General features: G+C 74.2%; 23 protein-coding genes. 14 read left to right on the top strand and 9 right to left on the bottom strand.

Annotated elements, in window-relative coordinates:
* Positions 1 to 162: 162 nt before the first annotated feature.
* Complete coding sequence (locus ACYP53_RS37755; RefSeq protein ID WP_459650707.1) at positions 163 to 3,357, bottom strand: hypothetical protein; 3,195 nt, start codon at positions 3,355 to 3,357, stop codon at positions 163 to 165.
* Positions 3,358 to 3,791: 434 nt separating this feature from the next.
* On the opposite strand from ACYP53_RS37755, the gene ACYP53_RS37750 reads away from it, so the two are divergent.
* From ACYP53_RS37750 to ACYP53_RS37735, 4 genes are all read left to right on the top strand, one after another.
* On the top strand, positions 3,792 to 4,634 hold the full coding sequence (locus ACYP53_RS37750; protein WP_189913849.1) for a nitrilase-related carbon-nitrogen hydrolase: 843 nt from the start codon (positions 3,792 to 3,794) through the stop codon (positions 4,632 to 4,634).
* 11 nt (positions 4,635 to 4,645) lie between these two features.
* On the top strand, positions 4,646 to 6,076 hold the full coding sequence (gene hydA, locus ACYP53_RS37745; RefSeq protein WP_459650706.1) for a dihydropyrimidinase: 1,431 nt from the start codon (positions 4,646 to 4,648) through the stop codon (positions 6,074 to 6,076).
* A gap of 187 nt (positions 6,077 to 6,263) precedes the next feature.
* Positions 6,264 to 7,277 (top strand): TIGR03842 family LLM class F420-dependent oxidoreductase, encoded by a 1,014-nt coding sequence (locus ACYP53_RS37740; RefSeq protein WP_189913847.1) that lies wholly within the window; start codon positions 6,264 to 6,266, stop codon positions 7,275 to 7,277.
* Between the two features lie 44 nt (positions 7,278 to 7,321).
* Positions 7,322 to 8,878, top strand: coding sequence for an NCS1 family nucleobase:cation symporter-1 (locus ACYP53_RS37735; protein ID WP_459650705.1), 1,557 nt, complete (start codon positions 7,322 to 7,324; stop codon positions 8,876 to 8,878).
* A gap of 93 nt (positions 8,879 to 8,971) precedes the next feature.
* Here the strand turns inward: ACYP53_RS37735 and ACYP53_RS37730 are convergent, their stop codons facing one another.
* A complete protein-coding gene (locus tag ACYP53_RS37730; protein ID WP_459650704.1) occupies positions 8,972 to 10,216 on the bottom strand; it encodes a glycosyltransferase in 1,245 nt (414 codons plus the stop codon).
* A gap of 178 nt (positions 10,217 to 10,394) precedes the next feature.
* Here ACYP53_RS37730 and ACYP53_RS37725 point away from each other — a divergent pair, with 178 nt between their 5' ends.
* Together ACYP53_RS37725 and ACYP53_RS37720 are read left to right on the top strand one after the other, a co-directional pair.
* On the top strand, positions 10,395 to 10,661 hold the full coding sequence (locus ACYP53_RS37725) for a GlsB/YeaQ/YmgE family stress response membrane protein (RefSeq protein WP_189913844.1): 267 nt from the start codon (positions 10,395 to 10,397) through the stop codon (positions 10,659 to 10,661).
* 191 nt (positions 10,662 to 10,852) lie between these two features.
* The gene (locus ACYP53_RS37720; RefSeq protein ID WP_189913843.1) at positions 10,853 to 11,119 is read left to right on the top strand and encodes a GlsB/YeaQ/YmgE family stress response membrane protein; all 267 of its coding nucleotides are present in this window, start codon (positions 10,853 to 10,855) and stop codon (positions 11,117 to 11,119) included.
* A gap of 16 nt (positions 11,120 to 11,135) precedes the next feature.
* On the opposite strand, the gene ACYP53_RS37715 is transcribed toward ACYP53_RS37720, so the two are convergent.
* From ACYP53_RS37715 to ACYP53_RS37695, 5 genes are all read right to left on the bottom strand, one after another.
* A complete protein-coding gene (locus ACYP53_RS37715) occupies positions 11,136 to 12,068 on the bottom strand; it encodes an ADP-ribosylglycohydrolase family protein (RefSeq protein WP_459650703.1) in 933 nt (310 codons plus the stop codon).
* A 114-nt stretch (positions 12,069 to 12,182) separates the two neighbouring features.
* Positions 12,183 to 12,773: a TetR family transcriptional regulator gene (locus ACYP53_RS37710; protein WP_189913841.1), complete on the bottom strand. Its 591-nt coding sequence runs from the start codon at positions 12,771 to 12,773 to the stop codon at positions 12,183 to 12,185.
* Positions 12,774 to 12,852: 79 nt separating this feature from the next.
* Positions 12,853 to 13,866: an aldo/keto reductase gene (locus ACYP53_RS37705; protein ID WP_189913840.1), complete on the bottom strand. Its 1,014-nt coding sequence runs from the start codon at positions 13,864 to 13,866 to the stop codon at positions 12,853 to 12,855.
* 202 nt (positions 13,867 to 14,068) lie between these two features.
* Positions 14,069 to 14,371 carry a GNAT family N-acetyltransferase gene (locus ACYP53_RS37700; protein WP_189913839.1) on the bottom strand — a complete coding sequence of 101 codons (303 nt, stop codon included), beginning with the start codon at positions 14,369 to 14,371 and terminating at the stop codon, positions 14,069 to 14,071.
* Positions 14,368 to 15,306, bottom strand: coding sequence for a class I SAM-dependent methyltransferase (locus ACYP53_RS37695; RefSeq protein ID WP_459650702.1), 939 nt, complete (start codon positions 15,304 to 15,306; stop codon positions 14,368 to 14,370). The genes ACYP53_RS37700 and ACYP53_RS37695 overlap by 4 nt, the downstream gene beginning before the upstream one ends.
* A 214-nt stretch (positions 15,307 to 15,520) precedes the next feature.
* Between ACYP53_RS37695 and ACYP53_RS37690 the strand changes: the two genes are divergently transcribed.
* The 8 genes from ACYP53_RS37690 to paaE all read left to right on the top strand — a co-directional run bounded on the left by ACYP53_RS37690 (position 15,521) and on the right by paaE (position 24,330).
* Positions 15,521 to 16,972 (top strand): sensor histidine kinase, encoded by a 1,452-nt coding sequence (locus tag ACYP53_RS37690; RefSeq protein ID WP_459650701.1) that lies wholly within the window; start codon positions 15,521 to 15,523, stop codon positions 16,970 to 16,972.
* The gene (locus ACYP53_RS37685; protein WP_189913837.1) at positions 16,969 to 17,628 is read left to right on the top strand and encodes a response regulator; all 660 of its coding nucleotides are present in this window, start codon (positions 16,969 to 16,971) and stop codon (positions 17,626 to 17,628) included. The genes ACYP53_RS37690 and ACYP53_RS37685 overlap by 4 nt, the downstream gene beginning before the upstream one ends.
* 791 nt (positions 17,629 to 18,419) lie before the next feature.
* Positions 18,420 to 20,048 (top strand): M20 family metallopeptidase, encoded by a 1,629-nt coding sequence (locus tag ACYP53_RS37680; RefSeq protein WP_459650700.1) that lies wholly within the window; start codon positions 18,420 to 18,422, stop codon positions 20,046 to 20,048.
* Between the two features lie 278 nt (positions 20,049 to 20,326).
* Positions 20,327 to 21,286 carry a 1,2-phenylacetyl-CoA epoxidase subunit PaaA gene (paaA, locus tag ACYP53_RS37675; RefSeq protein ID WP_373313680.1) on the top strand — a complete coding sequence of 320 codons (960 nt, stop codon included), beginning with the start codon at positions 20,327 to 20,329 and terminating at the stop codon, positions 21,284 to 21,286.
* Positions 21,287 to 21,366: 80 nt separating this feature from the next.
* On the top strand, positions 21,367 to 21,633 hold the full coding sequence (gene paaB, locus ACYP53_RS37670; RefSeq protein WP_220450137.1) for a 1,2-phenylacetyl-CoA epoxidase subunit PaaB: 267 nt from the start codon (positions 21,367 to 21,369) through the stop codon (positions 21,631 to 21,633).
* Complete coding sequence (gene paaC, locus ACYP53_RS37665) at positions 21,617 to 22,552, top strand: 1,2-phenylacetyl-CoA epoxidase subunit PaaC (RefSeq protein WP_189913834.1); 936 nt, start codon at positions 21,617 to 21,619, stop codon at positions 22,550 to 22,552. The genes paaB and paaC overlap by 17 nt, the downstream gene beginning before the upstream one ends.
* 104 nt (positions 22,553 to 22,656) lie before the next feature.
* Positions 22,657 to 23,178, top strand: a complete 522-nt coding sequence (locus tag ACYP53_RS37660; RefSeq protein WP_229928361.1) for a PaaD-like zinc ribbon domain-containing protein — start codon at positions 22,657 to 22,659, stop codon at positions 23,176 to 23,178.
* A complete protein-coding gene (gene paaE, locus ACYP53_RS37655; protein WP_459650699.1) occupies positions 23,179 to 24,330 on the top strand; it encodes a 1,2-phenylacetyl-CoA epoxidase subunit PaaE in 1,152 nt (383 codons plus the stop codon). It begins immediately after the preceding gene.
* Between the two features lie 76 nt (positions 24,331 to 24,406).
* On the opposite strand, the gene ACYP53_RS37650 is transcribed toward paaE, so the two are convergent.
* Positions 24,407 to 25,549, bottom strand: coding sequence for an NAD(P)-binding domain-containing protein (locus ACYP53_RS37650; protein WP_459650698.1), 1,143 nt, complete (start codon positions 25,547 to 25,549; stop codon positions 24,407 to 24,409).
* Between the two features lie 243 nt (positions 25,550 to 25,792).
* Positions 25,793 to 26,164, bottom strand: a complete 372-nt coding sequence (locus ACYP53_RS37645) for a YbjQ family protein (RefSeq protein ID WP_189913831.1) — start codon at positions 26,162 to 26,164, stop codon at positions 25,793 to 25,795.
* Positions 26,165 to 26,199 lie beyond the last annotated feature (35 nt).

Raw genomic sequence — 26,199 nt, 5'->3', positions numbered from 1 at the left:
GAAGTCAAGCCGGTCCGCCGACCGGTCGACAGCGGGTCGAGGGCCGGTCGACGGTCGGTCGAGGGCCGGTCGAGGGCCGCGCGTGGCGCTGCCGGGCCGGTGGCCGGCACCGTCGAACGGCCTCGACCCGGCGGCCCCCGACCCGGCCGGTCATCGCCCCGGCTACTCCTCGGCCGGGCGGCGCGGCCCCGGGGGAGCCTTCTCGGACGCGGACGCGGAGCCCGGGGTGGTGGCGGAGGCCGCGGGCACCGGGGCGGCCGATCCGGTCTGCGGAGCCGTCCGGGCGGCCAGGGCCTCCTCGATCACCGGTGCGGCGCGGTCGCCCAGGTAGCGGCCGAGGGCCTGGTAGGCGTCGAACTGGCGGTGGTCGAACCACTGGTCGCTGGTGCCGTCGTTCGGGAAGGCCGGGTTCTCCGTCGCGTAGGCGTGCAGCTCGTACGGCAGGTCGGGGGTGAGCGCCGCCTTGAGGACGATCAGCGTGCCGTGCCGCTCGGCCTCGGGCGTGTCCCCGTCCAGGTCCGGGTAGCGGATGTCACCGGTGATGACCGCCCGGGCCGACAGCCGGTCGGACAGTCTCGCCGCCAGCCCGTGCAGTGGTGGCCGGCCGGCGTCCTTGCCGACCGGCCCGTCGTACCGCCCGTCGGACGGCCCGTCACCCGACCCGTCGGCGGCGCTGCCCGGGACCAGCAGGTCCGGCCGGTGCAGGGTGATCTCCACGCCCAGCTCCTCGCGGGCCAGGGTGATCGCGGCGGCGAGGGCGGCGGCGTGGCCCGCGTCACCGCTGGAGTCGACGCAGACCGCCGTGCGCACCCGGTGCCGCAGCAGTTCGACCAGCCCGAGGTTCTCGTAGTGGCCGCCGTCGGTGGTGAGCAGGAAGCGGTCGTCCGCCGGGAACCGCCCGACCAGCTCCCGCAGTTGGTACGGCAGCCGGCGCACGGCGGGCTGCGCGGGGCGGCGCCAGTCCCGGGTGCCGGACCAGTCCGGGCCGAGTACCGCCGGGTTGGGCAGCCAGGTGCCGAGGCGCGCGTTGGTCACCGCGAACAGCCCCTGGTAGACCCGGGATTCACGCCCCATCGCGGAGGCGAAGGCGGCCCCGGAGACGGCCATCGCCGACTGGACGGTGAGGTCCCGGGCGATGTGCCGCCGGGTGCGCCGCTCCAGCAGGTCGGTGCGCGCGTACCCGACGTCCGGACCGCCCACGTAGTCGTACGAGAGCGAGTAGGAGACCGCCCGACGGCCGGGTGGTGTACGGGAGTTGCCGGACAGGTTGGCCGCCGCCGAGAAGATCACCTGCGGGAAGTCGGGGTGCCGCGCGCCGTAGTGGCTCAGCCAGGTCTGCTCCCGGAAGAAGTGGTACGGGCGGGCCACCGAACGGCCGCCCTCGGTGGCCCGCCGGACCGCGAACGCCGAGGCCAACCGCAGCCGGTAGAACGGGTGCAGACTCATCCAGGTCTGGTCGAGGTTGAGCCCGACCGCGCCGAGCACCAGCGGCAGCAGCACCTGGACGGCCGTCGGCCAGGCGTACCCGGTGGCGACCGCCCAGCCGAGGGCCAGCAGCGCGCCCGCCGTCAGCGCCAGCGCGGCCGCCCACACCACGAGGTACTGGGCGAGGCCGGCGGTGAGCCCGCCGCCGGCCCGGCGGATGCCGCGCAGGGCCCCGCCGAGCGCGGCCGCGCCCTGGCCGATCGTCCGGCGGTCGCGCCAGAGTATGCCCAGCAGCAGTGCCAGGTAGCTGAGCACCACCGTCAGGCTGAGCCCGGCGCCGGTCCGCTGCGGGCCCGCCGCCATCGCCTGCTGCAGCCGTACCGCGCCCCAGGCCAGTCCCGGAACCGCCAGCACCCCGACGGCGAGCAGACCGGCCAGCGCGAGCGCGGTGAAGTAGAGCCGGCGCAGCACGCGCGGCAGCAGCGCCTGCCAGCCGAGCGAGGGGAAGGCCAGCAGCCACAGCAGCCAGCACCCGGCGGCCGCCGCCAGCAGCACGCCCAGCGCGGTGAGCGCGGGCGCCCGTAACTCCAACGGGCCCGGCACGGCGCCCGGGTGGCGCAGACCGGCCGCCGCCAGGTGGCCCAGCTCGGTGAGCGGGACGGCGTGGTAGAAGCGGCTCAGGCCGAGGCCGAGCGCCAGGACGGCGGCCAGCAGCAGGGTGAGGGCGGACAGCACGCCGCGCAGCAGCGTCCCGAGGGCGACCAGCCACTCGCCGGCGCCGTCGGCGACGTACTTGCCGTGCCGGCGGAGGTGGTCCTCCTCCGGGGAGCCGGGCTCCATCACGGTGTCCGCCGTGAGGCCCGAGACGGCCCGTACCGGATCGCCGGGCGCGGAGTCGCTCAGCGCGAGCTGCAGCGCTCCGACGGTGTACCCGCCGCCGGAGACGGAGACCAGGTAGCGGGCGCGCTTCAGCCAGGGCCGCAGCGACTGGAGCGCGCCGAGCGTCACGCAGGCCGACCGGATCCCGCCGCCGGAGACGCAGAAGCCGAGTTCGGCGGGCTCGCGGCCGGGCGGCACCTGGGCGGCGTCGCGCCAGTGCGCGTGCGGGGCGGGGCCGGCCGGTGAGACCGGTGGGGCCGGTGGGGTGGCTGAGGCCGCCGGGGCCGGTCGGCCAGGTCGACGGCGGGGGGTCGGTGGTCTGCCGTGCCGGGTGGTCGTCGGCCACGGCGGGATCAGCGCCGGGCGGTCGGGGGTGCCCTCGTCGGTCGTGTGCTCGTCGGTGGCACCGTCGCGGGCGGTCGCTTCGCTTCCGAAGGGGCGCGACGGCAGGAGGCCGCGAACCGCCCGGGCGGCGGTCACGGTCAGGATGCCCACCGCCACCAGCCCGGCGGGCAGGAGCAGCAGCCACTTGACGGTGGCGAGCGCGGTGGCGGCGGCGAAGGGGGTGTCGGACCCGGTGGCACCGAGGCCGTCCAGCCCGCTGCGCAGCAGGGCGTCCTCGGCGAGGTCGCAGCAGGCGGCGAGCAGGCCGGCGCCGCCGACCGTGACCACCAGGGCACGGCCGCGCCCCCTGCCGAGCGGGTACCCGCCCAGCACGTACCCGCCGAGCAGCGCCGCGGCCACCAGCGTCAGCCCGTAGCCGCCGATCAGCCAGACGTCGGCGCGCAGCGCGGCCAGGTAGTCCCCGGCGCGACCGGCGACCACCGCCTCGGCGGCCGTGCGGGTGCCGGCCAGCTGGAGGGCGACGTCCCGCACCGGCGGTGCCTGGCGGCGGAAGAGCAGCGCGCCGAGCACGACCGGCAGCAGTGCGGCGAACGCGAGCAGCAGGCCCGCCCAGGCGGGCAGCGCGGGCGGCGCGGGCGGCGCGGGCGGCCGCTGAGCCGGGCCGTCGCCCGCCGCCGTATGCGCCGCGCCCGCGGCGGATTTCGTCACCACAGCCATCCCTCACCCCCGTGTGGCGGCTCCGATCCCCCGTGGCCGGGCCGCCGAACTCGTATGAAATCACTGGGGACTGGCGATCCCCGGTGATCCACGACGATGTTCACGCGGCTTCTACCCCACGATGGCCGAATCCGCACCCCGGGTGCCCCGTTTCACTCGAATGAGTAAGGAGGTCACTCCCGGGGTAGATGACCGTTTCATCCCACCCAGGGCCATCCGCGTGTCCGCGTAACAAGATCGCCCCAGACGCGTTACCGCCGACGTATTGTCAGGCCACCAAGGCCCGGCCTACCGTCAGCAGATCGCTTTCTACGCACGTAGACACCTGCGGATCCCCGAGCGGACCCGCGGGTGAGACCCGCCCCGTCAACCCTCGGACCGCGGGCCCGGCCGCACGGCCGGGACGCGGAGTTGCGGAGGTACCCATGTCGCAGATCGTCCGTGCCGCGCTCGTCCAGACCCGTTGGACCGGTGACCAGGAGAGCATGATCGCCCTCCACGAGCAGTACGCCCGGGAGGCCGCCGCCCAGGGCGCGAAGATCATCGGCTTCCAGGAGGTCTTCAACGCCCCGTACTTCTGTCAGGTCCAGGAGGCCGAGCACTACCGCTGGGCCGAGGCCGTCCCCGACGGCCCGACCGTGCGCCGGATGCAGGACCTCGCCCGCGAGCTCGGGATGGTCGTCGTCGTCCCGGTGTACGAGGAGGAGCAGACCGGCGTCTACTACAACACCGCCGCCGTGATCGACGCCGACGGCAGCTACCTCGGCAAGTACCGCAAGCACCACATCCCGCAGGTCAAGGGCTTCTGGGAGAAGTACTACTTCAAGCCCGGCAACCTCGGCTGGCCGGTCTTCGACACCGCCGTCGGCAAGGTCGGCGTCTACATCTGCTACGACCGGCACTTCCCCGAGGGCTGGCGCGCCCTCGGCCTGGCCGGCGCGCAGATCGTCTACAACCCCTCCGCCACCAGCCGGGGCCTGTCCGCCTACCTCTGGCAGCTCGAACAGCCCTCCGCCGCCGTCGCCAACGAGTACTTCGTCGCCGCCATCAACCGGGTCGGCACCGAGGAGTACGGCGACAACGACTTCTACGGCACCTCCTACTTCGTGGACCCGCGCGGCCAGTTCGTCGGCGACGTGGCCTCCGACAAGGAGGAGGAGCTCGTCGTGCGCGACCTCGACCTCGGCCTGATCGAAGAGGTCCGCCAGCAGTGGGCGTTCTACCGGGACCGCCGCCCCGACGCCTACGGACCGCTCGCCGAGGCCTGAGGAGCAGCGCGATGACCACCCGCGACCCGCAGCAGCGCACCATCGTCCGCGGCGGCCTCGTCATCACGGCCACCGACGAACTCCACGCCGACGTCCTGATCGAGGGCGAGCGCGTCGCCGCCCTCGCCGCCACCGGCAGCTCCGCGGCCGAGGCCTGGACCGCCGACACCGTCATCGACGCCACCGGCCACTACGTCATCCCGGGCGGCGTCGACGCGCACACCCACATGGAGCTGCCCTTCGGCGGCACCGCGGCCTCCGACACCTTCGAGACCGGCACCCGGGCCGCCGCCTGGGGCGGCACCACCACCATCGTCGACTTCGCCGTCCAGCCGGTCGGCGGCTCGCTGCGCGAGGGCCTGGACGCCTGGCACGCCAAGGCCGAGGGCAACTGCGCCGTCGACTACGCCTTCCACACCATCGTCTCCGACGTCAACGACGGTGTGCTGAAGGAGATGGACACCCTCGTCGACTCCGGCGAGTCCACCTCCTTCAAGCTCTTCATGGCCTACCCCGGGGTCTTCTACAGCGACGACGGCCGCATCCTGCGCGCCATGCAGCGCGGCGCCGCCAACGGCGGGCTGATCATGATGCACGCCGAGAACGGCATCGCCATCGACGTCCTGGTCGAACAGGCGCTCGCCGCCGGGAAGACCGACCCCCGGTACCACGGCGAGGTCCGCCGCGAACTGCTGGAGGCCGAGGCCACCCACCGGGCGATCAAGCTCGCCCAGGTCGCCGGCAGCCCGCTCTACGTGGTGCACGTCTCCGCGGCCTCCGCCCTCGACGAACTCGCCCGGGCCCGCGACGCCGGGCACAACGTCTTCGGCGAGACCTGCCCGCAGTACCTGTTCCTCTCCACCGACAACCTCGCCGAGGAGGGCGCCGACGGCTTCGAGGGCGCCAAGTACGTGTGCAGCACGCCGCTGCGGCCGCGCGAGCACCAGGAGACGCTCTGGCGCGGGCTCCGCACCAACGACCTCCAGGTGGTCTCCACCGACCACTGCCCGTTCTGCTTCGTCGGCCAGAAGGAGCTCGGGCGCGGCGACTTCTCGAAGATCCCCAACGGCCTTCCCGGCGTGGAGAACCGGATGGACCTGCTCCACCAGGCCGTCGTGGACGGGCACATCAGCCGGCGCCGCTGGATCGAGATCGCCTGCACCACGCCGGCCCGGATGTTCGGGCTGCACCCGCGCAAGGGCACCATCGCGCCGGGCGCCGACGCCGACCTCGTCGTCTACGACCCCACCGCGGTCCAGACCGTCTCCGCGGCGACCCACCACATGAACGTGGACTACTCCGCGTACGAGGGCCGCCGGCTCACCGGTCGGGCGCGGACGGTGCTCTCCCGGGGCACCGTCGTGCTGGACGAGGGCACCTGGCTCGGCCGGGCCGGGCACGGCACCTTCCTGCGCCGCGACACCTGCCAGTACCTGGTCTGACCGCCGCCGCGCGATCCGGACCCGCACGTCCTTTTGTCGACCTGCCGCTGCCCGGTTGCCTGGCCGTCCACCGACCGGCCGCCCGGCCTCGGGGCGGACCCCGAGGCCGGGCGTTCGGGCCGCGGGCGGGCGCCGGCCCCCGTCGTCCCCGTCGTCGCCGTTAACCCTCTTATCCCTGGAGCCCGTCATGGACATCGGCCTCGTCCTGCAGACCGACCCGCCCGCCCGCCTGCTCATCGACCGGATGATCCGCGCCGAGCAGGCCGGGTTCAGCCACGGCTGGACCTTCGACTCCTGCGTGCTGTGGCAGGAGCCCTTCGTCATCTACAGCCGGATCCTCGCCGAGACCGAGCGGCTGACCGTCGGCCCGATGGTCACCAACCCCTCCACCCGCACCTGGGAGGTGACCGCCTCCCTGTTCGCCACGCTCAACGACATGTACGGCAACCGCACGGTCTGCGGCATCGGCCGCGGCGACTCCGCGATGCGGGTCGCCGGACGCCGTCCGGCCACGCTCGACCGGCTCTCCCAAGCCATGCACGCCATCAAGGAGTTGGCCGAGGGCCGCACCGTGGAGGTGGACGAGACCGAGATGCACCTGCCCTGGGTCGGCCCGGGTGCTTCGCTGCCGATCTGGATGGGCGCGTACGGGCCGAAGGCGCTGGCGCTGACCGGCCGCCAAGCGGACGGGTTCATCCTGCAGTTGGCCGACCCGTACCTCACCGAGTTCATGGTCAAGGCGGTGCGGTCCGCCGCCGTCGAGGCCGGCCGGGACCCGGACTCGGTCACCATCTGCGTCGCCGCGCCCGCCTACGTCACCGCCGACGACTCGCCCGCCGCCCTCGCCCACGCCCGGGAGCAGTGCCGCTGGTTCGGCGGAATGGTCGGCAACCACGTCGCCGACCTGGTCAACCACTACGGCGAGCACTCCGACCTGGTGCCGGAAGCGCTCACCGAGTACATCAAGGGCCGCCAGGGCTACGACTACAGCCACCACGGCCGGGCCGGGAACCCGGACACCACCTTCGTCCCGGACGAGATCGTCGACCGCTTCTGCCTGATCGGCCCGGCGGAGACGCAGCGCGCCCGGCTCGCGGAACTCCGCTCCCTCGGCGTCGACCAGTTCGCCGTCTACGCCATGCACGACGCGATCGAGAGCACCATCGACGCCTACGGGACGGACGTCATCCCCCACCTGTGACCCCCATGTGATCCCAGCACAGCAGCGGCAGACGGGAGTTGCCCATGACCGACACCGCGACCGGCGGCGGCAGACAGCGGCAGCACCCCGACGGCCGGGTCGAACTCGACCCGACCGTCGGGGAGTTGCCCCCCAATGGCTTCACCAGCGACGACCTGCGGCCGGTCCCGGTGGCACGGCGCACCTGGACCACGTACAACTTCCTCGCGCTCTGGGTCGGCATGGCCCACAACATCCCCTCCTGGACACTGGCCTCGGGCCTGGTCGCGATCGGCATGGACTGGAAGCAGGCGGTGCTGACCATCGCCCTGGCCAACCTGATCGTGCTCGCGCCGATGCTGCTCATCGGGCACGCGGGCACCAAGTACGGCATCCCGTTCCCGGTGTTCGCCCGGGCCTCGTTCGGGCTGCGGGGAGCCAACCTGCCCGCGCTCGTCCGGGCGGCGGTGGCCTGCGCCTGGTTCGGCATCCAGACCTGGATCGGCGGGGAGGGCATATTCCTGCTGGCGGGTAAGATATTCGGCCAATCCTGGGTCGCCGCAGGGGAGTTCGCCGGATACCCGTGGACCCAGTGGCTCTCCTTCCTGGTGTTCTGGCTGATCGAGATGGCCGTGATCGCGAGGGGGATGGAGGCGCTGCGGCGCTTCGAGAACTGGGCGGCGCCGTTCGTCATCGTCGGCGCGCTGGCGCTGCTGGTGTGGATCACCGTCAAGGCGGGCGGGCTCGGGCCGCTGCTCGACCAGCCGTCCGCGCTGGGGTGGGGCAGCGGGTTCTGGAGGGTCTTCTTCCCGGCGCTGATGGGCATGATCGGGTTCTGGTCCACGCTGGCGCTCAACATCCCGGACTTCACCCGCTTCGGCGGCAGCCAGCGAGCCCAGATCCGCGGCCAGGCGCTGGGCCTGCCCACCACGATGACGCTGTTCGCGCTGCTGTCCGTCCTCGTCACCTCGGGCTCCCAGGCCGTCTACGGCGAACCGGTCTGGGACCCGATCCGGCTGGCCGCGAAGATGGAGAACCCGGTCGGCATCCTGTTCGCGCTGCTGACCGTCCTGGTCGCGACGCTGTCGGTGAACATCGCCGCCAACGTCGTCTCACCGGCCTACGACCTCGCCAACCTGCTGCCCCGGTTCGTCAACTTCCGTACCGGGGCGCTGATCACGGGCGTGGTCGGGATCGCGATCTTCCCGTGGCGGCTGATCTCCGATCCGCACGTCTACATCTACACCTGGCTGGGCGTGGTCGGCGGACTGCTCGGCACGGTCGCCGGCGTTCTGATCGCGGACTACTGGCTGCTGCGCCGGACCCGCCTCGACCTCGCCGAGCTGTACCGGCCGGGCGGTGCGTACTGGTACGCGGGCGGATGGAACTGGCGGGCCGTCACGGCGCTGCTGGTGGGCGGTCTGCTGGCGGTGGGCGGCTCGTACTCGACCGTGGACGCGCACGGCGCCGAACAGGGTCCGTTTCCGGCCAACGGCCTCATCCCCTTCCTCAAGCCGCTCGCGGACTACGGCTGGGCGGTCGGGCTGGCGGGGGCGGCGGGCCTCTACGTGCTGCTCAATGTCGGGCGGCGGTCGGGCGGGCGGCTGACGAGTGACACCTGACGGCGAACAGATGACAGCAGACAGATGACGGCGAACAGATGACAGATGACGAAATCTGTCATCTGTTCGTTGTTCGCTGTTCGTCGTCGCCCGTCACCCCGCCGCCGTGACCCGTTCGACGGCGGCCAGGACCTTCGCGGCACCGTCCTCTGCGGCGAGCGTGGTGGCGACGGTGCGGGCGCGAGTGCGGTAGTGGGGCGTGTCCAGGGCATGGCGGAGGGCGGTCGCGAGGCGTGCCGGGGTGAGGGCCCCGAGGGGAACAGGCCCGGGGGAGACGCCGAGGGCGGCGAGCCGGGCGGACCAGAAGGGCGCGTCCAGTTGGGCGGGGATCGGGATGGCGGGGGTCCCGGCGCGAAGGGCAGCAGCCGTGGTTCCGGCACCGGCGTGGTGGACCACGGCCGCCGTACGGGGGAACAGCCAGTCGTGCGGGGTGTCGCCGATGGTCAGCACGGTGTCCGAGTCCTCGGCGGCCAGACCGCTCCAGCCCGCCTGGAGGAGCAGGCGCACCCGGGCCGCGCGGGCGGCGGCGAGCACCGTGGCGGTGAGCCGTTCGGGGTCCGGGACGACCAGGCTGCCGAAGCCGACGAAGACCGGCGGCGGGCCGGCGGCGAGGAAGTCGACGAGCCGGCCCGGGGGTTGCCAGTCCGGCTGTGCGGGCGGCCACCAGTAGCCCGCGACGTCCAGCCGGGGGTGCCAGTCGGCCGGGCGGGGGACGACCGTCGGCGAGAAGCCGTGCAGGACGGGGTGGGCGCGCCGGGCCCGGGCGATGCCGAGCGGCGGCAGGCCGAGCCGGCGGCGCAGTCCGCGGACGGCGGGGACGAACAGCTGGTCGGTCGCGGCCTGGACGGCGTGCCCGGCGAGCAGGTTGCCGGGCCGGGAGAGCGACCGGGTGCCCGTGACGGCCGGTGCGAACTCCCGTGTGGGGGCCATGGGTTGGAGGAACAGCCCGATGGTGGGGAGTCCGGCGGCCTCGGCGGCGACCTGGCCGAGCGCACTCGTGGTGCTGGTGGTCAGCAGGAGATCGGTGTCGAGTGCGACGGCCTCGACGATGCCGTCGCCGAGCGCGGGCATGAACTTCCGTCCGAGTCGCAGCAGTTGGAGTACCACGCCCGGTCCGCTGCCGGCTTCCAGCAGCCGTCGGCCCTGCGCGGAGGCGAGTTCGGCGCGCGGGTCGACCGGCAGCGGGCGGAACTCCAGCCCGGCCGCCCGTACGGACTCGGCGAAGGTGGTGTGGGTCGCGACGGCCACCTGGTGTCCGGCCGCCCGCAGGCGGACCCCGAGCCCGGTGAAGGGGGCCACGTCGCCGCGCGACCCGGCGGTGGCGATCAGGATGCGCATGGCCGCAGTATTCCGGCGGGGGCGGCCCGCAGGAAGGACGCCACGCACGGCCGTGGATCCGGGCGGCCGATCCGGGCGGCCGATCCGGGCGGGCGGAACCGGGTGGCGGGCGGTGGCGTCCTTCGGAGCAGAGCGCACGGAACGGGGCCGTGGCGCCGGGAACGGGAGGGACGGACGCATGGGCATCGTCGCGTGGATCGTGCTGGGCCTGCTGGCGGGGGCGCTGGCCAAGCTGCTGCTGCCGGGGAAGGACCCCGGTGGTCTGATCGTCACCACCCTGATCGGCATCGCCGGCTCGTTCGTCGGCGGCTGGATCGCGTCGCACTTCATGCACCGGTCGATCAACGCGCACTTCTTCGACGGGGCGACCTGGGTGTCGGCGATCGGTGGCGCCCTGGTGCTGCTGATCGTCTACCGGCTGCTGTTCGGCAACTCGCGCCGCTGACGGGCGGCCCGGAGCAGGGTGGTCCGGCGCGGGGCGGTTGGGAGCGGGGTGGTCCGGAGCCGAGTCGTCCGGGTGGCCGGTTCGCGCCGGTCCTCGCGGGCGCCGGAAACCATGCGGCGCCCTCGCGCGTCCTTCGGTACGGGCCCGGAGTCTCGACGGGGCCGGCACGCCGATGACGCGAGGGGCGACGGATGAGCTGGATGGCGTGGATCCTGCTGGGCCTGGTGTCGGGGACCCTGGCCCGGATGGCGTTGCCCGGGAGGGGCGAGCGCGGGTTGATCAGCACCACCCTGATCGGCATCGCCGGGTCCTACGTCGGCACCTGGATCGTCTCGCACTGGATGCACGGAACGGTGAAGGTGGGCTTCCTCGACCTGACGACCTGGGTCTCGGCGATCGGTGGCGCGGTGGTGCTGCTGTTCGCCTACGGGGTGCTCCTGCGCATCGTCCGGCGCTGACCGGCCGGAACCGGGGTCACTCCGGCCGCGGGCCCGCGCCCGACGCCACCCCGGCGACCCAGTCCGGCAGGTCCTCGCGGGCGGCGAGCCAGGCGGTCGGGACGTCGGCGAGCCCGGTGCGGGCGGCGACCACCCCGGCCGAGACGGCGCAGGTGGTGTCCTGGTCGCCCCAGCCTTCCAGGGTGTGCCAGATGGCCTCGGGCAGGGAGTCCAGGTGCCCGGCGGCGGACCAGAGGGCGAACGGGACGGTGTCCGGCGCCGAGATCAGGATCCCGGAGCCGAGCACGTTCGCGGCGTGCCGGACGCTGGCGTGCCCGGGCAGCCGGGCGGCGATCCGCAGGCCGGACCGGACGTCGCTGTCCGGCAGCCGTCCGGCGATCTCGGTGAGCAACTCGGCCCGGCCGGGCGCGGTTCCGCCCCGGCTCCGGACGGCGAACGCGGCCGCGAGGGCGACCGCCACCGCGCCGATGACGGCCTCCGGGTGGAAGTGCGTGGTGAGCGCCTGGAGTTCGGCCTGACGGGCCACCGCGTCCAAGTCGTCGGCGAACCAGGCGCCCAGCGGGGCGGCCCGCATCGCGGCGCCGTTCCCGTACGAGCCCTGGCCCTCGAACTGGCCCGCCGTGATGGCGCGCCAGTCCCCGCCCGCCCCGATCCCGCGCAGCACCCGGTGCATCGACGGGCCGTACTTGCGTCCGTACTCGCGTGTGTACTCGGCGGCGAACTCCCCGGCCAGCGCGTCCTGTCGGACCTCGCCGTGGGCGGCCAGGTGGCGGACCAGCACCAGCGCCATCGCGGTGTCGTCGGTCCAGTGCCAGGGGGCGGGGCGGACCAGGCGGGCGGCCAGTGCCGCGGGTGCCTCGTCCACCGGGACCGAGAACCAGCGGTCGCCGAAGGCGTCGCCGAGGGCGAGCCCTTGCAGGCTGTCCAGGACCGGACCGGCCGCACGCATGTCATCCTCCGAGTGAGATCAACTGTGTGCGGCCAGTCTGTCGGACGGGCGGGGCGCCCGGCGACCGGATTTCCCTCCGGCCTTCGGGGGGCAGCGGCTTTTGGGGAGCAGCGGTCAGGACTTGGCCTTCAGGCCGCCGAGGACGAGCTTCCAGACGGCCTCGAAGCGGTCGTCGGCGCCCGGGGCGGACCAGGTGGGCGCGAAGGCGGGGTCGTGGAACGGGGCGGTCGCGTCGAAGACGGCGCGGGCGGTGTTGAGGATGTGGGCGAGCTTGAACTCCTTGCCGTCCATGCCGTCCTGGACGATCTGCGCGATCTGCCCGACCAGGGTGTCGATGTGCGCGTCGACGGTGCCGCTGTTCTCCTCGACCAGCACCATGTAGGTGGCGAAGAGCTCCGGGTCGTCCAGCGCCTTCTTCCGCTTCGCCGCGAACAGCGTCGTCAGCCAGCGGTGCAGCCGCTCGGCGGAGTGGCCGCCCTCGGTGGAGATGGCCGCGAGCTCGTGGTGCGCCTGGTCGAGCCAGCGCTGGGTGACCGCCTCGCGCAGCGCGGCCTTGCTGGGGAAGTGGCGGTAGACGCTGCTGTGGCTGACGCCGAGGATGCGGGCGACGTCCACGACGGTGGCCTTGGCCGGGCCGAACCGCCGGAGGACGTCCTCCGCCGCGATCAGGATCTGCTCGGCGGTGAGTGTGGTGTCCGTGGTCACGGGGAGGTCCGTCCTTAGGTCGTGCGGTCGGGGTCGTGCCTGTCGTGCTGATGGTGCTTGTCGTGCCGGTGGGTTCCGGTCAGTGCTCGCTGTCCAGGTGGGCCATCTGCGCGGCAGCGTACCGGTCACCCGCGGCGGAGCCGGCCGGGACGGCGGCCTCGACGGCGGCGAGGTCGGCCTCGGTCAGCGTGACGTCGAGGGAGCCGAGGGCCTCGGTGAGGCGCTCCCGGCGGCGGGCGCCGATCAGCGGGACGACGTCCTGGCCGCGCGAGGCCACCCAGGCGATGGCGACCTGGGCGACGCTCGCGCCCTTCGCGGTGGCGATCGCGCGCAGCGCCTCGACCAGCGCGAGGTTGTGGGCGAGGTTCTCGCCCTGGAAGCGCGGGCTGTGGCTGCGGAAGTCGGTGCCGGTGAGGGCGCGGTCCTGGCCCCAGTGGCCGCTGAGCAGGCCGCGGGAGAGCACGCCGTACGCGGTGACGCCGATGCCGAGTTCGCGGGCGGCGGGGAGGACGGTGGCCTCGATCGAGCGGCTGAGCAGCGAGTACTCGATCTGGAGGTCGCTGATCGGGTGGACGGCGGCGGCCCGGCGCAGGGTGTCGGCGCTGACCTCGGAGAGGCCGATGTGGCGCACGTAGCCGGCCTTCACCAGGTCGGCGATGGCGCCGACGGTCTCCTCGACCGGGACCTTCGGGTCGAGGCGGGCGGGGCGGTAGATGTCGACGTGGTCGGTACGCAGGCGGCGCAGGGTGTAGGCGAGCGCGGTCTTGGTGGCGGCCGGGCTCGCGTCGTAGCCGAGCCACTGGCCGTCCGGGCCACGCTGGGCGCCGAACTTCACGCTGATCCGCACGGCCTCGCGGTCGCGGCCGCGCAGTGCCTCGTGGATCAGCAGTTCGTTGTGGCCCATGCCGTAGAAGTCGCCGGTGTCGAGGAGGGTGATCCCGGCGTCGAGGGCGGCGTGGACGGTGGCGATGCTCTCGGCCTCGTCGGCCGGGCCGTACAGGTCGGACATGCCCATGCAGCCGAGGCCGAGGGCGGAGGTGACGGGACCGGCGGTGCCGAGGTGGCGCTGCGCGGGGCGGGAGGTCGAAGACATGGGCACTCCAGGGGGTCCGGGGGTGGATGCGGCGCCGAGCGGGGGTGAGGGGCGCGGCGCGGCAGGGTGGCCCGGGTGCCACTATGGCACGACAGCGAACAGATACCAAAATCTGTTCGCTGTCGTCTGTTATCTGAAAGTTGAAATCTGTCGATTGTCATCTGTCAGCGCCGGCGCCCGACCAGGCGCCGCTCGGCGGCCGTCAGTCGGCGACCCGGCTGCGGTTCTCGTAGGCGAGGTCGGTGTACTCGGGGTGCCTGAGCATCCAGCCCTTGATGAAGGGGCAGGTGGCGAGAACGGGCAGGTCGCGGGCGCGGGCGTCGTCCAGTGCGGCACGGGCGAGCGCGCTGCCGATGCCCTGGCCCTCGAACGCGGGCTCGACCACCGTGTGCGGGTAGACCACCAGGTGGTCGCTGCGCAGGTACTCGGCGAAGCCGGCCAGTACGCCGTCCACCCATGCCTCGAAGCGGTTCTTCTCTTCCACGTCGCGGATCGAGACGGTCATCGCGGGACCTCACTGTCGGAGAGTCGGAGAGTCGGGGCCGGGCCCGGCCCCGGTCCATCATCGAGCGGGGCCGCCCCGCCCGTCGATTCGGAGGCCGTGTCGTCGCGCGTCCCGGGCTCGGAGCCGGTCCAGGTCTCCCGCCCGCCGGGGGAGCGCAGCAGGTGGGCGCGGGCGGGCGGCAGGTTGCGCCACACCGTGCGCTCGCCCAGGCCGTACGACGCCTCGAACCGCCGCAGCAGCCGCACCACCGCCCGGTGCCGGGCACCCCGGCGGGGGCCGGAGGTGAGGGTGCGCGCCGTCGCGGTGCCGAGGTAGCCGAAGTACGTCAGCTCGCCGCCGGGGGTCAGCAGCCGCAGGTAGAGGTCGAGGATCTCGCGGACCTGCGCGGGACGGAAGTTGGTGAACGGCAGTCCGGAGACGATCGCGTCGTACCGTTCGCCGTGCTCCGCCGTCGCCGCCTCCGGTCCTGCCGCCGTCTCCGGTCCTGCCGCCGTCTCCGTCGGCGCCGACGGAGAGGCGGGCAGAGGTGCCGACGGGCGGCACTGCGGCAGTTCCTCGACCCGGCAGGCCGACAGCCGAAGGCTGACCGCCGGGTGGCGGGCGGCCAGCACCGGGTCCTCCCGCAGTCGGTCGGCGAACCGCGGGTTGGCCTCGACCACGTGCAACCGGTCGCCCGGGCGCAGTACTTGGACCAGCCGGCGGGTCACCACGCCCGTGCCGGCGCCGACCTCGAGCACCGAGATCGGGCGGTTCGGGCGGCTGATGACCGGTACCACCAGCGCGTTCACCAGCTCCGGACCGCTCGGGGCCAGCGCGCCGGTGTCGTGGAAGGCGCGCAGCGCCTCGGCGAGGAACAGCAGGCGGTCGCCTCCGGACGGTGAACCGTGCCTCGGGGGTGGGGAGTCGGGACGGTGGATGAGCTGGTCGTTCGTCATACCGTTGACGCTAGGAAGGGTGGGAGCGCCGCGAATCGGCCGGTCAGCGACGCGTACCCCCGACGAAAGTCGAGGGTGCGGTTGGTCGGAAGACAGGGGCGCCGTGGAGCCGGGCGCCCCTAGCATCGGGACCGGGACCGGGGCCGGGGCCGGGAGTGGGGGTGGGACCGGGGACGGTAGCGACGGCCCGCGGAGCGGAGAAAGGAGGGACCAGATGCGCAGGAGCCTGCTCGGCTGGTACGGCCTGGACCACCGGCCCTGGGCCGACACCTCGCTGCTGCTCGGCGTGCTCGCCCTCACCGTCGAGGAGTCCATGGTCCAGTGGCTCCACGTCGACGGTCCGCTGCGCGTACCGCGGACGGTCATGGTCGCGCTCGCCGCGCTCTCACTGCTCTTCGCCCGCCGCCACCCGGTCGCCTCCGCCGTACTGCCGGTGCTCACCGCGGGGTTGCTCAACCGGGCTTTCCCCGGCCTGTTCAGCGTCTTCTACCTCGCCCACCTCGGCCGGGCCGGCCCGGCGATGGCCGGTGGCGCGGTCATCGCGGTGGTCAGCGCGACGGGTGCGGACTCGCTGGTCGGCTGGGCCGGCACCACGGGGTCCCAACTCCTGGTCCAGGCCGCCACCTTGTCCTTCGGCCTGTGGCTCCACGGCAGGCGGGTGCTGATCCGCACCCTGCACGCACAGGTCGACGCGCTGCGCCGCGAGCGGGAGTTGCGTGCCGAGCAGGCCCGATCCGCCGAACGGGCGCGGATCGCACGGGAGATGCACGACGTGCTCGCCCACCGCCTGAGCCTCCTGGTGCTGCACGCCGGGGTGCTGCGGGACCAGGCCCGGCTCGGCACCGTCGCCGCTGATCAGGCCCGGCTCGCCCACCGCCTCGAACTGCTGCGCACCACCGCCGCCCGCTCGCTCGACGACCTGCGCGACGTCCTGGGCGCGCTGCGGGCAGATCCGCCGGTCCGGCCGGCCGCCGGTACCGAGGAGCCGTCCGAGCCGACGGCGGCCGGGCCCGTCCCGGCGCCCGCCCTGCGTGACCTCACCGAACTCGTCGGCGAGGCGACCCAGGCCGGGCAGCGGGTCGAACTGGCCCTCGCCGGAGATCCGGAGACTGTCCCGACCACCCACCGGCTGGCCGTGCACCGCCTGGTTCAGGAGGCGTTGACCAACGCCCGCAAGTACGCGCCCGCCGCGCCGGTCAGCGTCCGGGTCGGCTACGGGGAACCGGCGACCACCGTCGAGGTCCGCAACGGCCCGGCCGAGGCGCCGCCGGACGGACCGGTCCCGGGTGGTGGCTACGGCCTGGTGGGGCTGAGCGAACGGGTCGGCGCACTCGGCGGTCACCTCGACGCGGGCCCGGACGGCGGCGGAGGTTTCCGGCTCTCCGCCCGGCTGCCCGCGCCGGGGCGCCCGCTGCCGTCGGTGGACGCCTCGCGCCCTGCCCGCACCGGCGCTCCCCTTCCGGGGCCGGACCGGTCCGAGCGACGGCAGCGCTCCGAGCCGCCGAACCGGTCGGAGCCGCCGGACCGGTCGGAGCCGCCGAACCTTCCGGAGGCGCCGAACGTTCCGAAACCGCCGAACCGGCCGCAGCAGCCGGAGCACCCGAAGCAGACGCAGCACCCGCAGCAGCCGGAGCACCCCGAGCAGCAGCCGAAGGACGTCGCATGATCCGCACGATGGTGGTTGACGACGACGCGCTGGTGCGCCTCGGCCTGGTCGACCTGCTCGCCCAGGACCCGGCGCTCACCGTGGTCGCCGAGGCCTCCGACGGGCTCCAGGCCGTCGAACTCGCCGGGAGCCGGCGGATCGACGTGGCCCTGATGGACATCCGGATGCCCCGGCTCGACGGCATCGCCGCCACCCGGCGCCTGCGCGAACTGCCCGACGCCCCGCGGGTCATCGCGCTCACCACCTTCGACCTGGACGAGTACGTGTACCAGGCACTCGCCGCCGGGGCGGACGGCTTCCTGCTGAAGGACACCCCGCCCGCCGAGATCGCCCGGGCCGTGCACGTCGTCGCGGGCGGCCAGGGGATGCTGCACCCGGCGGCGGCGCGGCGCCTGATCGACCGCTACCACCGGGTCGGCGCACCCCGGTCGGTCGCCGCGCGCGGGCGGGTCGCCGGGCTCACCCCGCGCGAGACCGACGTGCTGCGGGAGCTCGCCGACGGGCTCTCCAACGCCGAGATCGCGGGCGTCCTGGGGATGCGGGAGAGCACCGTCAAGGCGCACGTCAGTCGGATCCTGACCGGGCTCGGCGTCGGAAACCGGGTCCAAGCCGCGTTGCTGGCCCGCGATGCCGGGTTGGTGGGGGACGGTTTCTGAGCACGGTGGCCCCGCCTCGGGCGGCACCGTCGGCGACGCCTCGGGCGAGGCCTCCGGCAGCGCCGTCGGCGACGCCTCGGGCGAGGCCTTCGGTGGCGGCGCACGGCGGGGCTCGTCGGGGCACCGCATCGGCGGGTGTTCACGCGGGTGTTCCCCGGACGTTCCCGTGGAGTCAGGCCGGGTGTCGGAGCGGGCTTCCCTGAGCCGTCGCGTGCTCCCGGTTGGTACCGCCCGCTGAGCCGCTGTCACCCATCCGGCGTGGAAATGCCGTGCCTTGGCGGTTTGCGCTGCCGAACTCGGGCGGCGGGTCCATGGTGGAGATGGGCGCGATCCGGCGACCGCGTCCGCGCGCCGATCCAGGCCCGCGCGCCGTGCGCCCGCTGCCGCTCTCCGACGGGTGTCCGAGGCTGGGCCCGGTACCGGCACGCTGGGAGCAGGGCCACCTCGCAGGAAACCGAACGGTTCTTCTAGGCTCACATCTCGGCTTCCCTGCGGCGGTCCGGCCATTGCGCCCACCGCGAGGAAGCCGCCGTCCACGGCGGCTCCGGGCGGACCGGGGCCACCGGATCGAGCGAGGAGGACGCAATGCCAAGCACGCCGCCCAGCCGTTCCACCGTACTTGGGCCAGACGGGCCGCTCCGGCGGACCGCCGATCATCCCGGCCGCACGGTGACGTCCGGCCGCACGGTGACGTCCGGCCGCACGGTGAGGTCCGGCCGGGGCCGGCACCCGGGCGGGAGCGGTCGGCCGGTCCGGCCGCTGAATACCGGCGGCGGCCGCGGAGGCGAGCGTTGAGTCCCCAGATCGTCGGGTCGCCCACTGCCCAAGGTGCTGCCACCGAGCCCGACAGAACCCAGGTCTCCGTCCCTGCCGCCGCCGACGGCGAAGCGCTCGCCGGGGCGGCCGCCACCCCCGTCACGACGGTCGCCACCGCCGCCGCGGTGACCAGGACCGCCACGGGCGCCGTGATCACCGCGGCCACCTCGACCACCGAACCGGCCGCGAGCCCGCCCGCGGTGCCGCCCGCGGTGTCGGCCGCGAGCCCGCCCGCAGTGTCGGCCGCGAGCCCGCCCGCAGTGTCGGCCGCGAGTCCGGCCACGGCGACGGCCGTGTCCCCGACCGCCCCCGCGAACACGGCCACGGCCCCTGTCACCCCCACCACCCCCGCCGCCCCGGTCACCGCCGCTGCCACCGCTGCCGGCACGGCCGCCACGGCAGCCGCCACCGCGAAGGCCACCGTCACCGCGGCGCTGCCCGGTCTTCCGCAGGCGCTCAGCGCCCGCGCCCGTACCCTCGCCGGCGCCGTTCGACGCCGCTGCGCCGACCTGGCCCGGATCGAATCACCCAGCGGGGACGCCCCACGACTCGACGCCCTCGCCGAAGAGTTGGCGGCCGGATTCCGCGCCACCGGGGCCACCGCCCGCCGTGAACCCGGACCGGCCGGCGACCACCTGGTCCTGGAGTGGGAGGGCCGGGACGAGACCCTGCCGCACCTGCTGATCGTCGGCCACCATGACACCGTCTGGCCGGTCGGCACCCTGGCGGACTGGCCGGTCACCGAGGAGGACGGCCGGCTCACCGGCCCGGGTGTGGTCGACATGAAGGGTGGACTCGCCATCCTGGAAGGCGCGTTGGCGCTGCTGGCGGATCTGGGGGAGCGCCCGCACCGGGCCGTGCGGCTGGTCGTGGTCTCCGACGAGGAGGTCGGCAGCCCGGACGGGCGCCGCCTGGTCGAGCGCCAACTGCGGGGAGCCGCCGCGGTGCTGGGGCTCGAACCGCCGCACCCCGACGGTCGGCTGAAGACCGCGCGGCGCGGTAGCACCCGGGTCCGGCTCACCGTGACCGGGCGCGAGGCGCACGCGGGCAACGACGCACACGACGGGGTGTCCGCGGTCGACGAGCTGGTGGACCAGCTGGTGGCCGTCCGCGACCTCGCCGGTCAGCCGGGTACGGAGCTCAACGCCGGTCGGATCAGCGGTGGTTCGCGTGCCAACGTCATCGCGGGCCGGGCCGAGGCCGAACTCGGCCTGCGGTTCTCCACCGCCGAGGCGCAGCGCCGTACGCTCGACCACCTCGCCCGGCTCACCGCGCTGCGCCCGGGCGCCCGGGTGCGGACGGAGGTGCTGTCCAGTCGTCCGGCGTGGCCCGAGCGCACCGGCAACCCGCTGCTCCGGCACGTGCGTTCGCTCGCCGCGGTGCTCGGGCAGCAGTTGGACGGTGCCCCGGCGGGCGGGGCGGGGGACACCAACCTGCCGGGTTCGCGAGGGCTCCCGACCCTGGACGGCTTCGGCGCGGTCGGCGCCGGCGCCCACGCCCGGCACGAGCACATCAGGCTGGACCAGATCGGCCCACGGATCGCCCTGCTGGCGGCGCTCCTCGCCGTACCGCTGCCGCGACTGCGCGACCGTGCGGAGGGGTGAGCGGGAGGTAGGGCGGTCCTTCGACGGCCGGCCGCCGACAGTCGGCACCTGACGGCGAACAGATGACAGGGAACGGATAACAGCGAACAGATGACAGATGACAGCTGACAGATTTCGAAATCTGTCAGCTGTTATCTGTTCCCCGCCTTGCCATCGCTCCGCCCCGCCGCGCAGAATGGTACCGACCGAACGGTCAGTCGGTTGGCGTCCGGACCCCGGGCGGACCGCAGGGCAGGACACGAGAGGGGACCGTGGTGACAGCAGAGGTGGCCGAGGCGATCCCCGCGCAGACGCCGGAGGACCGGTTCGAGGCGGTCGTCGCGGCCGAGCAGCGGATCGAGCCCAGGGATTGGATGCCCGACGCCTACCGGGCCACCCTGATCCGCCAGATCGCCCAGCACGCCCACTCCGAGATCATCGGCATGCAGCCCGAGGGCAACTGGCTCACCCGGGCCCCCTCGTTGCGCCGCAAGGCGATCCTGCTCGCCAAGGCCCAGGACGAGGCCGGTCACGGCCTCTACCTCTACGCCGCCGCCGAGACCCTCGGTGTCGACCGGGCCGAGCTCACCGAGAAGCTGATCTCCGGCCGTCAGAAGTACTCCTCGATCTTCAACTACCCGACCCTCACCTTCGCCGACGTCGGCGTGATCGGCTGGCTGGTGGACGGCGCGGCGATCTGCAACCAGGTCCCGCTCTGCCGCTGCAGCTACGGCCCGTACGCCCGGGCGATGGTGCGGATCTGCAAGGAGGAGTCCTTCCACCAGCGCCAGGGCTACGAGCTCCTGATGACGCTGATGCGCGGCACCGAGGCCCAGCGCCGGATGGTGCAGGACGCGGTGGACCGCTGGTGGTGGCCGTCGCTGATGATGTTCGGCCCCTCGGACGCGGACTCGCCGAACTCCGCCCGCTCGATGGCCTGGCGGATCAAGCGGCACAGCAACGACGAGCTGCGCCGGCGGTTCGTCGACATGACCGTCCCGCAGGCCGAGCACCTGGGCGTCACCCTCCCCGACCCCGAGCTGCGCTGGAACGAGGAGCGCGGCGGCTGGGACTTCGGCGAGCCGGACTGGTCCGAGCTGAACCGGGTCATCCGCGGCCAGGGCCCGTGCAACGCGCAGCGGATCGACCGCCGCCGCGCCGCCCACGAGGACGGCGCCTGGGTCCGGGAGGCGGCCGTCGCCTACGCCGCCAAGCGCGCGGCCGAGCAGTCGCACACCGAAGAGGAGAACGGAAAGTGACCGAGCCCCACACCGGTTCCGCCGACACCGGTTCCGCGCACACCGGGTCCGCTCACAGCGGGTCCAAGGCCGGCTGGCCGCTGTACGAGGTGTTCGTGCGCCCCCGGCGCGGCCTGAACCACGTCCACGTCGGCTCGCTGCACGCGGCCGACGACCGGATGGCCCTGCTCGCCGCCCGCGACCTCTACACCCGCCGCAACGAGGGCGTCAGCCTCTGGGTGGTCCGCTCGGACGCGATCACCGCGTCCACCCCGGACGAGCGGGACCCGTTCTTCGAGCCCAGCGGCGACAAGGTCTACCGCCACCCGACCTTCTACGACATCCCCGAGGATGTCCCGCACATCTGACGGGGGAGCCACCGTGCACGACCACACCACGTCCACCACCGACGACGACCACGTCTACCTCAGCCTCGCCGAGGCCACCCCGGGCCCCGAGGGCGAGGGCCGCTGGGCGTACGGGACGGGCTTCGCCGACCCGCTGCTCGGCGTGGACACCGCCCTGCCCGCCGGCACGGACGGCGCGGACCTCGCGGCCTACTGCCAGATGCTCGGCGACGACGCCCTGGTCCTCTCCCAGCGGCTGATCGAGTGGTGCACCCGGGCGCCCGAGCTGGAGGAGGAGGTCGCGCTCGCCAACCTCGGCCTCGACCTGCTCGGCCAGGCCCGCCTGCTGCTCACCCGGGCCGGCCAGGCGGACGGTTCCGGCCGCACCGAGGACGACCTGGCGTACTGGCGCGAGGACCACGAGTTCCGCAACGTCCGGATGGTGGAGGCGCCGAACGGCGACTTCGCGTACTCGATCGCCCGGCTGCTGCTGTTCGCCACCGCGCGCGGCGCCCTGTACGAGGCGCTGGCCGGGCACCCCGACCCGGTGCTGGCGGCGGTCGCCGCCCGGGGCGTCAAGGAGCTGGCGTACCACCGCGAGTACGCCACCGCCTGGACGCTGCGCCTCGGCGACGGCACGCCGTACTCCGCCGAGCGGATGCGGGCCGGTCTGGACGCCGTCTGGCCGCTGCTGGAGGAGCTGTTCACGGCGCACCCGGTGGAGCTGCGGGTGGGCGTGGACCCGGCGACGCTGCGCGAACCGGTGCTGGCCTCGCTCGGCGCCGTCCTCGCCGAGGCCGGACTGACCGTGCCGGAGGTGCCGCCGCTGGCCACCGTGCTCGGCCGGGCCGGCCGGGACGGCGTGCACACCGAGGCCCTCGGCCCGCTGCTCGCCGAGCTGCAGGTGCTGGCCCGCGCGCACCCGGGGGCGACGTGGTGACGGGAACCGACGTGGTGACGGGAACCGTCGGCGCGGCGGTCGCGGGCAGCACCCGCGACCGGGCCTGGGCGGTCGCCGCGGCCGTCCCGGACCCGGAACTGCCGATGCTCACCCTGGCCGACCTCGGCGTCCTGGCCGAGGTCGAGGTGGACGGCGCCGGCGGCGCGGTCACCGCCTGGCTGACCCCGACCTACTCGGGCTGCCCCGCCGTCGCCGAGATGGCGGCCGACGTGGACCGCCGGCTGCGCGCCGCCGGGTACCCGGAGGTCCGGGTACGGCTGCGGCTGGACCCGCCGTGGTCCACCGACCTGATCACCGCCGAGGGCCGCCGCAAGCTCAGCGAGGCCGGCATCGCCCCGCCGCGTCCGACCTCCGCCGTCGGCGCGTCCGGACCGGTCCCGCTCGCCCTCGGCCCGACCCGCACCGGTGTGAGCGCGGGCACGGGCGCAGGCACAGGCGCGGGCGTCGGCGCCCGGAGCCGCGCCGCGGTCGCGCCCCCCGTGCCCTGCCCGCTCTGCGGCGACACGGAGACGGAGGAGCTGTCCCGCTTCGGCTCCACCGCCTGCAAGGCGCTCTGGCGCTGCCGCGCCTGCCGGGAGCCCTTCGAACGCGTCAAGGAGATCTGAATGCCCGCCGCCGTCCCGTCCGCCCCCGCCGACACCCCGGCGACCGGCATCCGCCCGGCCCGCCGCCCCACCTTCCACCGGCTGCGGATCGACCGGGTGGAGCGGCTCTGCGAGGACGCCGTGGCGGTGACCTTCGCGGTGCCGGACGAGCTGGCCCAGGACTACGCCTTCCGTCCCGGGCAGACCCTGACGCTGCGCAAGCTGGTGGACGGGGCCGACGAGCGCCGCTCGTACTCGATCTGCGCCCCGGTCGGCGGACCGCTGCGGATCGCCGTCCGGGAGGTGCCGGGCGGGCTGTTCTCGCGCTGGCTGGTGCGCGAGGCGCGGTCCGGCGAGGAGGTGGAGGTGCTGACGCCGTCGGGCCTGTTCACCCCCGAGCTCGGTGTCCCCGCCGACCACGTGCTGCTCGCGGCCGGCTCCGGCATCACCCCGATGCTGTCGATCGCCGGTTCCGTGCTGGCCGCCGACCGCCGCTCCACCGTCACCCTGCTCTACGGCAACCGCCGCAGCGACACCGTGATGTTCGCCGACGAGCTGGCCGACCTGAAGGACCGCTACCTCGGCCGCTTCCAGCTGGTCCACGTGCTCTCCCGGGAGACCAGGGACGCCGAACTGCTCAGCGGTCGCCTCGACCCGGAGCGGGTGCGGGCGCTGCTGGCGGCGCTGGTGGACGTCGGGAGCGTCGGGCACTGGTGGCTGTGCGGGCCGTTCGGCATGGTCGCCGGGGCGAAGGAACTGCTCACCGAACTGGACGTCCCGGGCGAGCGCGTGCACCAGGAGCTGTTCCACGCCGAGGACGAGCCGCTCCCGGAGCGCGACGAGGACTGGGACCGGACGGACGCCTCGTCCGACCGCGCGGCGGGCACCGAGGGCGTGCGCAGCGAGGTCACCGTCGTCCTCGACGGCCGTGGCAGCACCCTGTCCCTCCCGCGCGACCGCTCGATCCTGGACGGCGCCCAGCGCTCCCGCCCCGACCTGCCGTTCGCCTGCAAGGGCGGGGTCTGCGGCACCTGCCGGGCCCTGGTCACCGAGGGTGAGGTGGAGATGCGCCGCAATTTCGCCCTGGAGGAGAAGGAACTGGCGGCCGGCTACGTCCTCACCTGCCAGGCCCGCCCGGTCACCGACCGGGTGACGGTCGACTACGACCGCTGAGGCCTGGGCCGGCGCCCGCGCCGTCGGCGGCCGCCGGTGGGCGGTCTGACCCGCCGCCGGCCAGCCCCGCAGCCGGTCAGACCGCCGCCGGCTCGGGCAGCTTCGCCGGGTCGCCGAGCAGCTCGACCAGGTCGTTGACGGCCGCGCGCCCGGCCCGGTTGGCGCCGACGGTGCTGGCGGACGGGCCGTAGCCGACCAGGTGGACGCGCGGATCGGCGGTGGCGCGGGTGCCGGTCAGCGCGATGCCGCCGCCGGGGGAGCGCAGGCCGAGCGGCGCGAGGTGGCCGACCTCGGGCCGGAAGCCGGTGGCCCAGACGATCGCGTCCACCGCCAGCTCCTGGTCGCCCCAGGCGACTCCGCGCTCGGTGAGACGGTCGAACATCGGCCGCCGGTGCAGCGCGCCCAGCTCCTCGGCGCGCCGGTAGGCGACGGACGGGCCGAGCCCGGTCACGCTCACCACGCTGCGCACCGGCAGCCCTTGGCGGACCCGCTCCTCGACCTTGGCGACCACCGCACGCCCGTACTCGGGGGTGAACGGCCCCTCGTGGTAGACGGGTTCGGAGCGGGTGACCCAGACCGTCTCGCCGACCGCCGCGACCTCGGACAGCACCTGGATCGCGGAGGCGCCGCCGCCGACCACCAGGACGCGCCGGCCCGCGAACTCCTCGGGCCCGTGGTAGTCGGCGTAGTGCAGCTGGCGGCCCGCGTAGTGGCCGGGGTAGTGCGGGAGGAACGGCCGGGTCCAGGTGCCGGTGGCGTTGATGAGCGCCCGGGTGGACCAGATGCCGTGGTCGGTCTCGACCAGCAGTCGGGAGTCGGGGCGCTCGGACTCGGCGCGTACGGCGCGCACCGCGACCGGGCGTACGACCGGGAGCGCGTGCCGGGCTTCGTACGCCGTGAAGTACCCCGGCACCACCTCGCGTGCGGGGGCCTCGGGGTCGACCGACGGGAGCTCGGCGTCCGGGAGGTCGTGGAAGCCGTGCACGGTGGCCATCCGCAGGGACGGCGAACGGTGCGCCCAGGCGCCGCCGGGCCCGGCGTTGGCGTCGAGCACGACGAAGCCGCCGTCGGCGCCCGCCCGGTACGGGGCGAAGCCGCGGCGGCGCAGGTGGTAGGCGGCGGACAGACCCGCCTGCCCGGCGCCCACCACCAGGACGTCCACCCGCTGTGGCGCGCCGGAGTCCACCGCGCCGGGGTTCACCGCACCGGAGTCCGTCACACCGGAGCCTGCCGGGCCCGAGTTCACCGCGCCGGGGTTCACCGCACCGGAGTCCGTCACGCCGGAGCCCGTCACACCGGAGCCTGCCGGGCCCGAGTTCGCCGCGCCCGAGTTCGTTGCACCGTAAACAGTCACGCCGGTGAAACATCGGGGCCCCGGTGACTGTTCCCGCCGTTCTCGGACGGGGGTGCCGGGCACCGGGCGCGGTGTGCGCAGTCGGAGGGTGCGGCGGCGCGGGGCCGCTCAGGCGAGCGGGGAGATCACCGCGGCGGTGCCGTAGGCGCAGACCTCGGTGCCGACGTCCGCCGCCTCCGTCACGTCGAAGCGCATCATCAGGACGGCGTTGCCGCCGCGGGCCTTGGTCTGCTCGACCAGCCGCTGCATCGCCTCGTTACGGCTCTCGACCAGCGTCTTCGTCAGCCCGCGCAGCTCGCCGCCGATCAGCGATTTCAACCCGGCGCCGATCTGGCTGCCGATGTGGCGGCTGCGGACGGTCAGTCCGAAGACCTCGCCGATCACGTGATCGACCCGGAAGCCGGGGATGTCATTGGTGGTCACGACCAGGACGTCGGCGTTCGGGCCCTGCCCGCCGCCGTACTCATTGATGTCAGCCATGGCACTCATCCTGCCCAGGTGAGGCGTCCGAGTGA

Source organism: Kitasatospora sp. Ki12 (assembly GCF_054601375.1).
This window is presented reverse-complemented; position numbering and strand designations above follow the sequence as displayed.